Raw genomic sequence first — 14,131 nt, forward strand, 5'->3', positions numbered from 1 at the left:
CAGGACATGGAACAACTCGCTCCTCTCATCGCAGCCTCCATCAATGCCGGTACGCCCCTGCTGCTGGCGGCCATCGGGCTGTTGATCAATGAACGCTCCGGCGTGCTCAACCTGGGTGCTGAAGGCATGATGCTGGTGGCCGCCATCGCGGGCTTTGCGGTCGGCTATGCCACCAAGAGCCCGCTCCTCGGCTTTGTTGCCGGTGCCGTCTGCGGCATGCTGATGGCCACGCTCTTCGCCTGGCTGGCGCTGCGCCTGGCCACCAACCAGGTCGCGACCGGCCTGGCACTGTCGATCTTCGGGGCTGGCCTCTCCGCTTTCGTCGGCCAGCGTTTCGTCGGCCTGGCGCTGCCGGCGCAACCGAATTCGATTCCGCTGCTGGGTGATATTCCCTTCCTCGGCAAGGCGCTGTTCCACCAGCACTGGATGAGCTATGTGGCCTTCGCGCTGTGCCTGGCCAGCATCTGGTTCCTGTATCGCACACGGGCCGGACTGGTCTTGCGTGCCGTGGGCGAGTCGCCGGAATCGGCGCATGCGCTGGGCTATTCGGTGCGTGGCATCCGCTATCTGGCGCTGCTGTTCGGCGGTGCTTGCTGCGGCCTGGCGGGTGCCTACATGTCGCTGGTCTATACCCCGATGTGGGTCGAAGGCCTGGTGGCCGGACGCGGCTGGATCGCGCTGGCCCTGACCGCCTTCGCCACCTGGCGTCCGGCACGGGTCTTGCTGGGTTCGCTGCTGTTCGGCGGCGTCACCATTGCGCAGTTCTACCTGCAGGGCATGGGCGTGACGGTGCCCTCGCAGATCCTGTCGATGGCCCCGTACCTGGCCACCATCGTGGTGCTGGCGCTGATCTCGCGCAACCCCGACTGGATCCGCCTGAACATGCCGGCCTCGCTGGGCAAGCCGTTCCGTCCGGGCGCTTCCTGAACTATTTATACCGTTTATATCGTTTAAATCGTTTATTCCGTTTCTGTAGCAGCACTTGCATTTATCCACTGACCTTGAGGGAGAACACAATGAAGATTTCGCGCAGGGCATCCTTGACGATGCTCGCCACCCTGGCGGCAGCAACCCTGATCGGTTGCGGCAAGAAGGAAGAACCCGCTGCCGCCGCGCCCGCTGCTGCGCCGGCTGCTGCGGCACCGGCGGCTGATCCGCTGAAGGTGGCCTTCGTCTACATCGGCCCGGTGGGCGACGCCGGCTGGACCTTTGCGCATGACAAGGGCCGCAAGGCGGTCGAAGAAAAATTCGGCGACAAGGTCAAGACCACCTTCGTGGAAAACATTCCTGAATCCGCAGCGGATGCCGAGCGCGTCTTCCGCCAGCTGGCCACCGATGGCAACAAGCTGATCTTCGGCACCACCTTCGGCTACATGGAAGCGATGCTCAAGGTCGCCAAGGAATTCCCGGATGTGAAGTTCGAACACGCCACCGGCTTCAAGACCGCCGACAACCTGGCGCAATACGACGTGCGCACCTATGAAGGCGCTTACCTGGCCGGCGTGGTCGCGGGCAAGATGAGCAAGTCCGGCAAGCTGGGCGTGGTGGCCTCGGTGCCGATTCCTGAAGTGATCCGCAACATCGACTCCTTCACCCTGGGTGCGCGTTCGGTCAATCCGAAGGCCACCACCGCCGTGGTGTGGGTCAACAAGTGGTTCGATCCGGGCAAGGAACGTGAAGCCGCCACCACCCTGATCGGCCAGGGCGTGGATGTGCTGATGCAGAACACCGACTCCGCGGCCGTGGTGCAGACCGCGCAGGAAAAGGGTGTGTATGCCTTCGGCTGGGACAGCGACATGACCAGCTTCGGCCCCAAGGCCCACCTGGCTGCTTCCATCATCAACTGGGGCGTGTATTACACGGCGCGCGTGCAAGCCGTGCTGGATGGCTCGTGGAAGAGCAGCACCAGCTGGATCGGCCTGAAGGAAAACGGCATCGACCTGGCCGCCTTCAATCCTGAACTGCCGGCCGACGTGAAGTCGCTGGTGGAAGAGCGCAAGAAGGGCATCGTCGACGGCTCGGCGCCGATCTGGAAGGGTCCGATCAAGGACAACGCCGGCAAGGAAGTGCTGGGCAAGGACGCCGTGGCCGATGACGGCTTCCTGCATGGCATCAAGTTCTACGTCGAGGGCGTGGACGGCAAGGTGCCGGGCTGATTTCCGGTTTCCTCACCCGGCGCTGCTGTCAGGCGCCGGGGCAAGCTTGACGAAGACCGCTGGCATCGCGAGGTGCCGGCGGTTTTTTATTGGGGATCACGCAGTGATGCGTTCGATCACCGGACGGGCCAGTTTGCCCGCTTGGTGCAGATCGTACTGCAATTGCATCCCGGCCCAGAGTTCGGGGCTAGTGCCAAACGCCGCAGCGAGGCGATAGGCCATGTCCGGCGAAATGCCGGCGGCACCGTTGACGATACGCTGCAGCGTGACACGGGCGACACCCAGACGCATGGCCGCTTCCGTGACGGTCATCTCACCCAGATATTCCCTCAGGACCTCGCCCGGGTGCGGCGGGTTGAACATGCGCGTCATGACTGACCTCCGTTGATTTGCATTAGTGATAGTCGCGGTAATCCACCAGTACCGCGTCCTTCCCCTCGAAAGCGAAAATCAACCGCCAATTGCCATTGACGGTGATCGCCCATTGCCCCTTCAGATCACCTTTGAGTGGATGCAGCGCCCATGCAGGCGCTGACAGGTCTTCCGGACGGATGGCTTGTTCCAGCGCAGCCAGCTGCAATCGCAGCCTGCCCGCATGGGCGGCCTGGATACCGGCCTTGCTGCCCGTCTCAAAGAAACGTTGCAGCCCTTTGTGTCGGAAACTCTTGATCATGGCGATTAATGTATCTTGTAACGCTACACTTTACAAGACTGGCGTAGAGTGTAGCTGGACACTGGCTTTTCGCCATAAATATTTGACAAATCGACGGCACCCGCTGCGCCCCCTCCTTGCCTGCCGAAAACCCCCGCTCCACCGCTATCGCAGCCGCATCCAGCCTGTATAATGCACAGCCAAACCGGGTGGAAAGCCAGCATTTTCCTTCACTTTCCGCCGCATTGAACTACAGGATTTATGCAAAAAGCGCGCAAACCGATCGAAATCAAAATTTCCACTGTAGTTGCCATTTCGGCAATCCTGCATGAAACCGATCCGACTTCGCTGGAAAAAGCCCTGAAGGAAATGACTGGCGGCGTCGCCGATTTCTTCGAAGACGAATTCGCGGTGCTGGACATCGGCACCCTGGATGCGGCGGCCGCTGCGGCCATCGACTGGAGCGCCGTGGTGGCCCTGTTCAAGCGCTTCCGCTTGAATACCGTGGCCGTGCGCAATGCGCCGGAAGAGTTGCACGGCGGCATCGTCGCCCAGGGCCTGGCCATCGACAACTCGGCCGTGGCCGGTGCCGGCACCGCCAATGCACGTGCGCAGGAGGCGGCAGCCCAGCAAGCCGAGCCGGCACCGACACCGGTAGCCGCCCCCGCAGCACTTGCCGCTCCCGCCGCGCCCGCTCCCCAGCCCGCCCCGGCTCCGGTGGCCAACACCGTGGTCATCGACACCCCGGTGCGCGCCGGCCAGCGCATCTATGCGCGCGGTGCCGACCTGGTGGTGCTGGCCGTGGTCAACAACGGTGCCGAGCTGATCGCCGATGGCTGCATCCACGTCTACGCACCGCTGCGCGGTCGTGCCCTGGCCGGTGCCTCGGGCAATACGACCGCGCGCATCTTCGCCGCTTCACTGGAAGCGGAACTGGTTTCCATTGCGGGGGTCTATCGGACCTTCGAGAACGGTCATGCGCCCGAACTCGCCGGCAAGCAGGTGCAGGTGCGCCTGCAGGGCGAACGCATCGACGTGCTGCCAATGGCGGCATCGTAAGGCTGCGGCGTAAATCATTTAAACGAATCCAGCCGGAACCGCCGGCGTACTGTTCTTCTTAAGGAGTTTTTCGTGGCAAAAATCATCGTTGTGACTTCGGGTAAGGGCGGCGTCGGCAAAACGACGTCCAGCGCCAGTTTCGCATCGGGCCTGGCCATGCGCGGCCACAAGACGGCCGTGATCGACTTCGACGTCGGTCTGCGCAACCTGGACCTGATCATGGGCTGCGAGCGCCGCGTGGTCTACGACCTGATCAACGTGATCAACAAGGAAGCCACCCTGAACCAGGCCCTGATCAAGGACAAGCACTGCGACAACCTGTTCATCCTGCCGGCCTCGCAAACCCGCGACAAGGACGCCCTGACCGAAGAAGGCGTGGAGCGTGTCCTGAACGACCTCTCCAAGATGGACTTCGAATACATCATCTGCGACTCCCCGGCCGGCATCGAGCACGGTGCGGTGATGGCGCTGACCTTCGCCGACGAAGCCGTGGTGGTCTCCAACCCGGAAGTGTCGTCGGTGCGTGACTCGGACCGCATCCTCGGCATCATCCAGGCCAAGTCGCGCCGTGCCTCCTCGGGCGGCGAGCCGGTCAAGGAACACCTGCTCATCACCCGCTACTCGCCCAAGCGCGTGGAAGACGGCGAGATGCTGTCCTATACGGATGTGCAGGAAATCCTGCGCATTCCCCTGATCGGCATCATCCCCGAATCGGAAACCGTGCTGCAGGCCTCCAACCAGGGCTCCCCCGCCATCCACATGAAGGACAGCGACGTGGCCCAGGCCTATCAGGACGTGGTATCGCGCTTCCTCGGCGAGACCGTCGAGCTGCGTTTCACCACCTACGAAAAGCCGGGCTTCCTGCAGCGCATCTTCGGAGGTAAGTGACATGTCCCTGCTTTCTTTCCTGTTCCCCAGCAAGCCCAAAAGTGCGGTGGCGGCGAAGGAGCGGCTGCAGATCATCATCGCCCGCGAGCGTTCCAACGGCCGCCAGGGCCCGGACTTCCTGCCGGCCCTGCACAAGGAACTCATCGAGGTCATCTCCAAGTACACCAAGGTCAACGCCGACGACATCAAGATCTCGCTGGACCGCCAGGGCAACCTGGAAGTGCTGGATGTGAACGTGGTGCTGCCTGACAGCGACGTACCGGCTGCCTGAGCGCACATACCGCACTCTGCATGAAGAAAAGGGCAGCTTCGGCTGCCCTTTTTGCCAATACGGTCCACCACACCCGGGCTCTGCGCGTTGACTGCCTTTTACTGCTGCCCTGAACTGATGCAATGAAAATCGGGATCCTTTCCAAAGACGCCGATACCGTGACCCTGGTCACGCAGCTGGCCGATCGCCATGACTGCCAGGTCTACAGCGGCGTCGAAGGCTTTGCCGCCGCCTGTGCCGACCGCGCCAACCTGGTCGTGCTGGATCTGGACGACCTGCAGCGGCATCAGCATGCGGTCACCATGCTGGTCCAGCAGCACCGTCCGCCGGCGGCCTCCAAGGCGCGGCCGGTGGTGTTGCTGCTGTGCACGCCGGCTCATCAGCACTGGCTGCGCAACCTGCGCATGGCGGGGGCCGATGATTTCCTGGTCAAGCCGGTGGACCGCCAGGAACTGGCCCTGCGGCTGGACTTGCTGCTGCTGGCCGCGCAGCCCTACGAAGCCCCGCCCAGCGTGGTGGAAGCCGGCGGCTTCATGGTCGACCTGGCGCGCCTGCGCATCACCCATCCCGAGCGGCCCGGCCTGGATGCCACGCTCACCCGCAAGGAAGTCGAACTGGCGCTGCTGTTCATGCAGCACCTGGGACGCCCGCTGTCGCGCGCCTTCCTGCAGGAACGCATCTGGGGGGCCGAGCCGGAAACCCCGACCCGCACCATCGATACCCACGTCTCGCGCATCCGCACCAAGCTCAAGCTGCATCCCGGCAATGGCTACCAGTTGGCCACCGTCTACGGCTACGGCTACCAGCTGGAGCGGCTGGAATAACACGCCGGGAGCCTTCGCGCAGGCCAGCCGGAGAGTGTTGCATCGGCACCCCGGCCATCTGCGCCAAGCCTGATCCATGTCAGGGACATATACCTATTATCAGGGGGCGCCCCAACCCGAAAGTGGGCAAAGAGTATAATTATTCCCAAAACCGGGGCCGAATCTGTCTGATTTTGTACGAATTGCATTGTTTCGTACGCTTTTCATTCAGTTTCACAGCCATAGAAGTGCAATTTTCCAGCTCATCGGCACTGCTGCCTTATAGTCGATTCCTCCATGCATTTGCTCGCCGTCGGACTCAACCACACTACCGCGCCGGTCTCGCTGCGCGAGAAAGTGGCATTCCCCGCTGACCAGATCGGTCAGGCGGTGGCGTCCGCGCGTGCGTGGTTTGGCGGCAATGACAAGATCGTGGCCGCGGGCGAAGCCGCCATCCTTTCCACCTGCAATCGCACCGAGCTGTATGCCGCTGCGGCGGCCGGGCAAGACGGGGTGGAATTCGCCATCGACCGTACCGCGCAGTTCCTGGCCGAGTATCACCACATTCCCTACGCCGACCTGCGTCCCTACCTCTATTCGCTGCCGCAGGACAATGCCGTGCGCCATGCCTTCCGCGTCGCCTCCGGGCTGGACTCGATGGTACTGGGCGAACCGCAGATCCTGGGCCAGATGAAGGATGCAGTACGCCAGGCCGATGCCGCCGGCGGCCTGGGCACCTATCTGCACCAGCTGTTCCAGCGCACCTTTGCGGTGGCCAAGGAAGTGCGCAGCACCACCGAAATCGGCGCGCACAGCGTCTCGATGGCCGCCGCTGCCGTGCGCCTGTCGCAGCGCATCTTCGATTCCATCTCCGGCCAGAACGTGCTCTTCATCGGTGCCGGAGAGATGATCGAACTGTGCGCCACGCACTTCGCGGCCCAGAATCCCAAGACCCTGACGGTGGCCAACCGCACCATGGAACGCGGCGAAACCCTGGCCCATCGCTTCAGCGGCCGTGCCATCCGCCTGGCTGACCTGCCGGCGCAGCTGGCCAGCTTCGACATCGTGGTCTCCTGTACCGCCTCGCAGCTGCCCATCATCGGCCTGGGGCTGGTGGAACGGGCCGTCAAGGCACGCCGCCACAAACCCATCTTCATGGTCGACCTGGCCGTGCCGCGCGATATCGAGGCCGAAGTCGGCCGCCTGGATGACGTTTTCCTCTACACCGTGGACGACCTGGCCTCGGTGGTGCAAAGCGGCGTCGAAAACCGCCAGGCTGCGGTCGCGCAGGCCGAAGCCATCATCGAAACCCGGGTGCAATCCTTCATGCACTGGATCGACAGCCGCGCCATGGTGCCGCTGATCCAGGACCTGCACGAAACCGGCGAGGCCCTGCGCCTGGCCGAACTGGAGCGCGCACGCCGCATGCTGGCCAAGGGCGAGGATGTGGAAGCGGTGCTGGACGCCCTCTCCAAGGGCCTGACCGCCAAGTTCCTGCACGGCCCGCAACAGGCCCTGCACCACGCCCAGGGTGAACAGCGCAGCCAGCTGGTCTCGCTGCTGCCGCAACTGTTCCGCGCCAAGCGTTAGCGCCTCTCCCGCCGCGCTGGCCGCTGCCTGCGGCTGGCAACCTCGCGCCGTCGCCGACGGCTGCCGTCGTCCCCCTCATTGCTGACCGATACTGACTTCCCGACCTCATGAAACCCTCAATGCTCGCCAAACTCGACCAGCTCGCCGAACGGCTGGAAGAGCTCAACAGCCTGCTGGCCCAGGAAGATGCCACGTCCAGCATGGACAACTTCCGCAAGATGACCCGCGAACACGCCGAACTGGGCCCGCTGGTAGCGCTGTACCACGACTATGTGCAGGCCAGTGAAGATATCCGCACCGCCGGCGAGCTGCTGTCAGACCCCGACATGAAAGCTTTCGCCCAGGAAGAAATCGATGGCGCCAAGGCCCGCATGGAGGGGCTGGAGCTGGATCTGCAGAAGATGCTGCTGCCCAAGGATCCCAATGATGAACGAAACATCTTCCTGGAAATCCGCGCCGGAACCGGAGGTGACGAATCAGCCCTGTTCGCCGGCGACCTGCTGCGCATGTACACCCGCTATGCAGAACGCCAGCGCTGGCAGGTGGAGATCGTCTCGGCCTCGGAATCGGAACTGGGCGGCTACAAGGAAGTGATCGCCCGCATCGCCGGCTTCGGCGCCTACTCGCGCCTGAAGTTCGAATCCGGCGGCCACCGCGTGCAACGCGTGCCGGCCACCGAGACCCAGGGCCGCATCCACACCTCCGCCTGCACGGTGGCCGTGATGCCTGAAGCCGATGAAGTCGAGGATGTGGACATGAACCCGGCCGACCTGCGCATCGACACCTATCGCGCCTCCGGGGCTGGTGGGCAGCACATCAACAAGACCGATTCGGCGGTGCGCATCACGCACTTGCCGACCGGCATCGTGGTGGAATGCCAGGACGACCGCAGCCAGCACAAGAACAAGGCGCAGGCCATGAAAGTGCTGGCAGCACGGATCAAGGACGTGCAATTGCGCGAGCAGCAATCCAAGGAAGCCGCCACCCGCAAGTCCTTGATCGGCTCGGGCGACCGCAGCGAGCGCATCCGCACCTACAACTTCCCGCAGGGGCGCATGACCGACCACCGCATCAACCTGACGCTCTACAAGCTCGATTTCATCATGGATGGCGACCTGGACGAACTGACCAATGCCCTCATCACCGAGCACCAGGCTGAACTGCTGGCCCAGCTGGGCGACGACTGAGGCCAACGGAACCAAGCCGGGGGGATCCGTTCAGAGTGCCTTTGCCTGCGCGGGCAGCATGCACGCAGGCCCGGACTTCTCTACAATCGCGTCATGGCAAAAAAACCGCCGGATCATCCGCGTGGTCCCGCCCATCGAACTGCCCCGACGCATTCCCCCATTAATGAATCTCTGAATCCTCAACCATGAAATCATCCAAAGCGGTTTTCCTGCTGGTGGCGCTGGTGTGCGCTGCCCTGCTGGGCGTTGCCATGTACCTGCAGATCGTCGAAGAAATGCAGCCCTGCCCGCTGTGCGTCATCCAGCGCTACATGTTCGTGCTGGTCGGCGCCTTCGCCCTGATCGGTGCCCTGATGCCCGAAGCCGCCCGCCGCGGCAGCGCCGGCCTGGGCCTGCTGGCCGCGCTGGCTGGCGCCGGCACCGCGATCTGGCATCTGTACGTAAAGGCGCATCCGGGTGTCTCCTGCACCACCGATCCGCTGGAAACGGCGCTCAACCAGCTGCCCACGGCCAAGCTGTGGCCGCAGATGTTCACCGCCGACGGCTTCTGCTCGGCCCCCTGGCCCCCGGTGTTCGGCCTGCAGATCCCGACCTGGTCGCTGATCTGGTTCGGCGTGCTGGCCCTGGTGCTGGCCGTGCAACTGTTCAAGCGCGCCCCGCGCACCACCATCTGGAAGTGATGGAGCCGCTCTCCAGCTATGCCGGCTGTACGCTGGCCACCGTATTGAAGACGGCGCCGCTGGAGCCGCTGGAGAACCGCATCCTGCTGTGCCACGCGCTGCGCATGACGCGCGTGCAACTGATCACGCAATCCGAACGGCGGCTCGATGCCGCTGAATCGGAGGCGCTCACGGCCCTCTACACCCGTCGTCTGCGTGGCGAGCCGATTGCCTACATCATCGGCCAGCGCGAATTCTATGGACTGGACTTGCGCGTCACGCCGGATGTGTTGATCCCCCGGCCCGATACCGAGCTGCTGGTGGAACTGGCCATGGAAAGATTGCCGCAAGGCGCGGCGCTGCTGGACATGGGGACCGGTTCTGGGGCGATTGCCATCGCCATTGCCCATACGCGGCCCGATGCGGTAGTGACGGCACTGGATGCCAGCGCTGCTGCACTGGCCATCGCACGTGAAAACGCCACCGCCAACCAGGTCCGCCTGACGCTGCTGGAAAGCGACTGGTACGCCGCCCTGCCCCAGGATCAGCGCTTTGCAGTGATCGCCTCCAACCCGCCTTATATCGTCGCAGGGGATGTACATCTCTCCCAGGGCGACCTGCGCTTCGAACCGGTCGATGCGCTCACCGATCACGCTGATGGCCTGACCGACCTGCGCAGCATCATCGACGGCGCACCGGCGCATCTGCTGCCCGGCGGCTGGCTGCTGATGGAGCATGGTTACGACCAGGCCGCTGCGGTGCGCGGACTGCTCTCCGGCACCGGCTTCAAGGAAGTCCGGAGCTGGCGCGACCTGGCCGGTATTGAACGGGTCAGCGGCGGCCGCCTGGCCTGATCCGCTGACCGTTTCTGGCTTTCCTCCTGCTCTCTCAGGCCGCCCGCTTGCCGCCTCCTTGCGGCGAGTGCGGCTGACCGCTTGAGACGCCCTGTTCCAGTTGCGCCAGCAAGGTAGCCTGCTTTTGCATGGCCGCTTTCAGATGGCGTTCCTTCACGTGGCCATAGCCGCGAATCTCTTCCGGAATGCGGGCCACGGCGACGACCTGTTCCAGGTTCTCGGGCGTGAGCTTTGCCAGCAGGCGTGACAGGGTGGCACGGTACTCGCTGATCAGCGCCCGCTCCTGTCTGCGCTCATCGGTGTAGCCAAAAGGATCGAAGGCCGTACCCCGCAGGAAGCGCAGCTTGGCCAGCACGCCGAAGGCCGGCATCATCCAGCTGCCGAAGGCCTGCTTGCGCAGGTGTCCCTTGTCGTCGCGCTTGGCCAGCAGCGGCGGGGCCAGGTGGAAGCGCAGCTTGTAATCCCCCTCGAACATGCCGGCGATCTTGGCGCGGAAGGCCGGCTCGGTATAGAGGCGCGCGACTTCGTACTCATCCTTGTAGGCCATGAGCTTGAAGAGACTGGTCGCTACCGCACGGCTCAATTTGAAGCCGCGTGCCGCCTCACCCAGCGTGCTCTCGCGCGCACGCACTTCTTCCACGGCATCGCGATAGCTGCGCGCATAGGCGGCGTTCTGGTAATCGGTGAGGAAGGCCACGCGGCGCTCCACCAGTTCATCCAGGCTCGGCGTGCGCTTGAATTCGATCACCTGCGCCGTCATGCCGTTGCGGCTCGCGGCGGCCAGCACGAAGTCCACATCATGTGCGGCTACACGGCCCCAGGCGAAGGCCTGCTTGTTGAAATCCACCTGCAGCGCGTTGAGTTCGATGGCGCGCAACAGGGCCGCTTCCGACAACGGTACCCACCCCTTTTGCCAGGCATAGCCGAGCATGAACATGTTGGTCGCGATCGCATCGCCCATGAGCGCCGTAGCGATACGGCCGGCATCAATCAGTGAAAGATTGTCGCGGCCGCAGGCCTTGGCGATCTCGCCTTCGCTGGAGGCAGTGGGGAATTGCCAGTCCGGATTGCGGACGAACGCGGCAGTGGGCATCTGCGTCGAATTGACCGCTGCATGGGTACGCCCCTCGCCCATGCGCGAGAGGGCATCGCGGCCTGCAGTGACGATGACGTCGCAGCCGATGACCAGGTCAGCCATGCCGGTGCCCACGCGGGTGGACTGGATGTGCGCCGGGTCCTCGGCCACGCGCACGTGCGACATCACCGGCCCGCCCTTCTGGGCCAGTCCGCTCATGTCCAGTACCGAGCAGGCGCGGCCTTCGACGTGCGCCGCCATGGCGATGATCTGGCCGATGGTAATCACGCCCGTGCCGCCTACGCCGGTGACCACAATGCCATACGGCTGGGCCAGCCCCGGCAGCACCGGCTCGGGCAAGGTCGGCAAGGCCGGACCCGATTGCGTCTTGGCGCGTACCGGCTTCTTCAGCTGGCCACCTTCCACCGTCACGAAGCTGGGGCAGAAACCGTTCACGCAGGAATAGTCCTTGTTGCAGGAAGACTGATTGATCTGGCGCTTGCGGCCGAACTCGGTTTCCAGCGGCTCCACCGACAGGCAATTGGACTGCACGCTGCAATCGCCGCAGCCTTCGCACACCGCCTCGTTGATGACGGCGCGCTTGGCCGGGTCGGGATAGGCATTGCGTTTGCGGCGACGGCGCTTTTCCGATGCGCAGGTCTGGTCATAGATCATGGCCGACACGCCCGGCTGTTCACGCAGTTCGCGCTGCACGGCATCGAGTTCGCTGCGATGCCGGATGGTCACGCCCTCGGCCCATTGGGTGCCGGCCGGATACTTGTCCGGCTCATCGGTGACCACGATGATGGGACGCACGTTCTCAGCGGCCAGCTGGCGCGAGATCATGGCCGGATCGAGCGGGCCATCAAACTCCTGGCCACCGGTCATGGCCACCGCATCGTTGTACAGGATCTTGTACGTGATATTGACCTTCGCCGCGACCGAGGCGCGCACTGCCAGCAGGCCGGAATGGAAGTAGGTGCCATCACCGAGGTTGGCGAAGACGTGTTTTTCCGTCGTGAACGGTGCCTGGCCTACCCAGGTCACGCCCTCGCCGCCCATGTGGGTGAAGAGGCTGGTCTCGCGGTCCATCCAGGTGACCATGTAATGGCAACCGATACCGGCCAGGCCACGGCTGCCATCGGGCAATTTGGTGGAGGTGTTGTGCGGGCAGCCCGAGCAGAAATGCGGCACGCGGTCCTTGTCGGGATCGGGCTTGCTGCTGATGTTGAGGGCCGCTTCCTTGGCTTCGAGATAGGCCACGCGGGTGCGCACACGCTGCTCCACCGGATGACCGGCGAAGTAGCGCGAGATGCGCGTGGCAATCGCGCGTGCGATCTGCGCCGGATTGAGTTCATAGGTGGCCGGCAGCAGCCAGTTGCCATGGCCTTCGCGCTGCGAACCGCTCCATTCTCCGGTGTCATCGAATTTGCCGACCACGCGGGGTCGAACATCGTCGCGCCAGTTGTAGAGTTCTTCCTTTAATTGGTATTCAAGAATCTGGCGCTTCTCCTCGACCACCAGGATCTCGTCCAGACCCTGCGCGAATTCACGCACGCCTTCGGCTTCCAGAGGCCAGGTCATGCCGACCTTGTAGAGACGGATGCCGATGTCGGCGGCGACCTGTTCATCGATGCCCAGGTCTTCCAGCGCCTGGCGCGTATCGAGGTAGGACTTGCCGGCAGTGATGATGCCGATGCGCGCACGCGGACTGTCCCAGATAATGCGGTTCAACTTGTTCGCACGTGCGTAAGCGAGGGCGGCATACCATTTGTAGTTGATCATGCGCGCTTCCTGGCCCAGCACCGTATCCGGCATACGGATGTTGAGACCATCGGGCGGCAGTTCGAAGTCCGGTAACTCTATCTTCACGCGCTCCGGATCGATCATCACCGACATGCCCGATTCGACCAGGTCGGTCACGCATTTCATTGCCACCCACAAGCCGGTGTAGCGGCTCATGGCCCAGCCATGCAGGCCGTAGTCGAGATACTCCTGCACCGACGACGGATAGAGCACCGGAATGCCGCAGGCCTTGAGGATGTGCTCGCTCTGGTGTGCGGCGGTAGAGGACTTGGCGGCGTGGTCATCGCCCGCGATCACCAGCACGCCGCCGTGTTTGGAGGTGCCTGCCATGTTGGCGTGCTTGAAGACATCGCCGCAACGATCGACCCCCGGGCCCTTGCCGTACCACAGCGAGAACACGCCGTCGTATTGCGCGCCCTTGAAGAGATTGACCTGCTGCGTGCCCCACACACTGGTGGCGGCCAGGTCTTCATTCATGCCGGGATGGAATTTGACCTGTTTGGCTTCCAGGTATTTGCGCGCCTTCTCGGCGGTCTGGTCGACCGAGCCCAGGGGGGAGCCGCGATAGCCCGTGATGAAGCCGGCGGTGTTCAGGCCCGCGCGTTCATCGTATTGCCGCTGCAGCATCGGCAGGCGGATCAGCGCCTGAATGCCGGTCATGAAGACGCGGCCGCGCTCCAGTGCATATTTGTCGTCCAGGGATACATCGTCCAGCAGCAGGCGTTGCCCGCCGGGTAGGGGTGCGTTCATGTGGTCTCCGTGCCAAAAATCTTGTTTTTGCCTTGCACATGCTCCCGCCAGTCACGCCCCGCACCCTGTCGCTGTGCGGCTACGCCGATCTGTCGGGAATCGGGAACACCTCAGTCTTGTGAACCGGGTGTCTTCAAGTTGTGGGGTCAAGTTAGCACAAGGGTGACCGGCCCGCTACGCGCGCCGCAGCAGGGTTTCCGGGCTTTTTTGTCTTGCGGGAAACTGTTTCCGCAAGTCCTGCGGCATTCACTGCATTGCGGAGAAGAAAATGCCGGAAAGCGAAAAACAACAACATTTCCGGCTGAAAAAAAAGGGCTGCGGACGCCCCAAGTGTTACAAGCAAGACGTGAATGTAACAGCCCGTAAAAGCCGTTGGACCAG

13 protein-coding genes are annotated in these 14,131 nt (G+C 63.5%); 10 read left to right on the top strand and 3 right to left on the bottom strand.

Annotated features, from left to right (window positions below; all coding sequences use genetic code 11):
• The first annotated feature begins 6 nt into the window (after positions 1-6).
• Together MKD49_RS13285 and MKD49_RS13290 are read left to right on the top strand one after the other, a co-directional pair.
• Complete coding sequence (locus MKD49_RS13285) at positions 7-927, top strand: ABC transporter permease (protein ID WP_034332726.1); 921 nt, start codon at positions 7-9, stop codon at positions 925-927.
• 89 nt (positions 928-1,016) lie between these two features.
• Positions 1,017-2,156, top strand: a complete 1,140-nt coding sequence (locus MKD49_RS13290; RefSeq protein WP_034332727.1) for a BMP family ABC transporter substrate-binding protein — start codon at positions 1,017-1,019, stop codon at positions 2,154-2,156.
• A gap of 96 nt (positions 2,157-2,252) precedes the next feature.
• Here MKD49_RS13290 and MKD49_RS13295 read toward each other — a convergent pair whose 3' ends face one another.
• Both MKD49_RS13295 and MKD49_RS13300 read right to left on the bottom strand, forming a co-directional pair.
• Complete coding sequence (locus MKD49_RS13295) at positions 2,253-2,528, bottom strand: HigA family addiction module antitoxin (RefSeq protein ID WP_209532542.1); 276 nt, start codon at positions 2,526-2,528, stop codon at positions 2,253-2,255.
• A gap of 22 nt (positions 2,529-2,550) precedes the next feature.
• A complete protein-coding gene (locus MKD49_RS13300) occupies positions 2,551-2,829 on the bottom strand; it encodes a type II toxin-antitoxin system RelE/ParE family toxin (RefSeq protein WP_039783937.1) in 279 nt (92 codons plus the stop codon).
• A 240-nt stretch (positions 2,830-3,069) separates the two neighbouring features.
• Between MKD49_RS13300 and minC the strand changes: the two genes are divergently transcribed.
• The 8 genes from minC to prmC all read left to right on the top strand — a co-directional run bounded on the left by minC (position 3,070) and on the right by prmC (position 10,119).
• On the top strand, positions 3,070-3,867 hold the full coding sequence (gene minC / locus MKD49_RS13305; RefSeq protein WP_252696522.1) for a septum site-determining protein MinC: 798 nt from the start codon (positions 3,070-3,072) through the stop codon (positions 3,865-3,867).
• A gap of 72 nt (positions 3,868-3,939) precedes the next feature.
• Positions 3,940-4,755: a septum site-determining protein MinD gene (minD, locus tag MKD49_RS13310; protein ID WP_039783678.1), complete on the top strand. Its 816-nt coding sequence runs from the start codon at positions 3,940-3,942 to the stop codon at positions 4,753-4,755.
• A gap of 1 nt (position 4,756) precedes the next feature.
• Positions 4,757-5,026 carry a cell division topological specificity factor MinE gene (minE, locus tag MKD49_RS13315; RefSeq protein WP_006465131.1) on the top strand — a complete coding sequence of 90 codons (270 nt, stop codon included), beginning with the start codon at positions 4,757-4,759 and terminating at the stop codon, positions 5,024-5,026.
• A gap of 122 nt (positions 5,027-5,148) precedes the next feature.
• A complete protein-coding gene (locus MKD49_RS13320) occupies positions 5,149-5,850 on the top strand; it encodes a response regulator transcription factor (protein ID WP_034340459.1) in 702 nt (233 codons plus the stop codon).
• 276 nt (positions 5,851-6,126) lie between these two features.
• Entirely contained in the window at positions 6,127-7,419 is a 1,293-nt protein-coding gene (gene hemA, locus MKD49_RS13325; RefSeq protein ID WP_252696523.1) for a glutamyl-tRNA reductase, read from the top strand.
• A gap of 107 nt (positions 7,420-7,526) precedes the next feature.
• The gene (gene prfA / locus MKD49_RS13330) at positions 7,527-8,606 is read left to right on the top strand and encodes a peptide chain release factor 1 (RefSeq protein WP_252696524.1); all 1,080 of its coding nucleotides are present in this window, start codon (positions 7,527-7,529) and stop codon (positions 8,604-8,606) included.
• 185 nt (positions 8,607-8,791) lie between these two features.
• Positions 8,792-9,286: a disulfide bond formation protein B gene (locus MKD49_RS13335; RefSeq protein ID WP_034331943.1), complete on the top strand. Its 495-nt coding sequence runs from the start codon at positions 8,792-8,794 to the stop codon at positions 9,284-9,286.
• Entirely contained in the window at positions 9,286-10,119 is an 834-nt protein-coding gene (prmC, locus tag MKD49_RS13340) for a peptide chain release factor N(5)-glutamine methyltransferase (RefSeq protein ID WP_209584406.1), read from the top strand. The genes MKD49_RS13335 and prmC overlap by 1 nt, the downstream gene beginning before the upstream one ends.
• A gap of 34 nt (positions 10,120-10,153) precedes the next feature.
• On the opposite strand, the gene MKD49_RS13345 is transcribed toward prmC, so the two are convergent.
• Positions 10,154-13,750: an indolepyruvate ferredoxin oxidoreductase family protein gene (locus tag MKD49_RS13345; protein ID WP_252696525.1), complete on the bottom strand. Its 3,597-nt coding sequence runs from the start codon at positions 13,748-13,750 to the stop codon at positions 10,154-10,156.
• Positions 13,751-14,131: the final 381 nt, after the last annotated feature.

Origin of the sequence: Herbaspirillum sp. WGmk3, assembly GCF_023952535.1 — a bacterium.
Classification (GTDB): Bacteria; Pseudomonadota; Gammaproteobacteria; order Burkholderiales; family Burkholderiaceae_D; genus Herbaspirillum; species Herbaspirillum huttiense.

Coding starts and splice junctions, on each gene's coding strand:
- MKD49_RS13320 (WP_034340459.1), top strand. CDS start 5,149: ATGAAAATCGGGATCCTTTCCAAAGACGCCGATACCGTGACCCTGGTC.
- minE (WP_006465131.1), top strand. CDS start 4,757: ATGTCCCTGCTTTCTTTCCTGTTCCCCAGCAAGCCCAAAAGTGCGGTG.
- MKD49_RS13345 (WP_252696525.1), bottom strand. CDS start 13,750: ATGAACGCACCCCTACCCGGCGGGCAACGCCTGCTGCTGGACGATGTA.
- hemA (WP_252696523.1), top strand. CDS start 6,127: ATGCATTTGCTCGCCGTCGGACTCAACCACACTACCGCGCCGGTCTCG.
- MKD49_RS13335 (WP_034331943.1), top strand. CDS start 8,792: ATGAAATCATCCAAAGCGGTTTTCCTGCTGGTGGCGCTGGTGTGCGCT.
- prfA (WP_252696524.1), top strand. CDS start 7,527: ATGAAACCCTCAATGCTCGCCAAACTCGACCAGCTCGCCGAACGGCTG.
- MKD49_RS13290 (WP_034332727.1), top strand. CDS start 1,017: ATGAAGATTTCGCGCAGGGCATCCTTGACGATGCTCGCCACCCTGGCG.
- prmC (WP_209584406.1), top strand. CDS start 9,286: ATGGAGCCGCTCTCCAGCTATGCCGGCTGTACGCTGGCCACCGTATTG.
- minC (WP_252696522.1), top strand. CDS start 3,070: ATGCAAAAAGCGCGCAAACCGATCGAAATCAAAATTTCCACTGTAGTT.
- MKD49_RS13285 (WP_034332726.1), top strand. CDS start 7: ATGGAACAACTCGCTCCTCTCATCGCAGCCTCCATCAATGCCGGTACG.
- MKD49_RS13295 (WP_209532542.1), bottom strand. CDS start 2,528: ATGACGCGCATGTTCAACCCGCCGCACCCGGGCGAGGTCCTGAGGGAA.
- MKD49_RS13300 (WP_039783937.1), bottom strand. CDS start 2,829: ATGATCAAGAGTTTCCGACACAAAGGGCTGCAACGTTTCTTTGAGACG.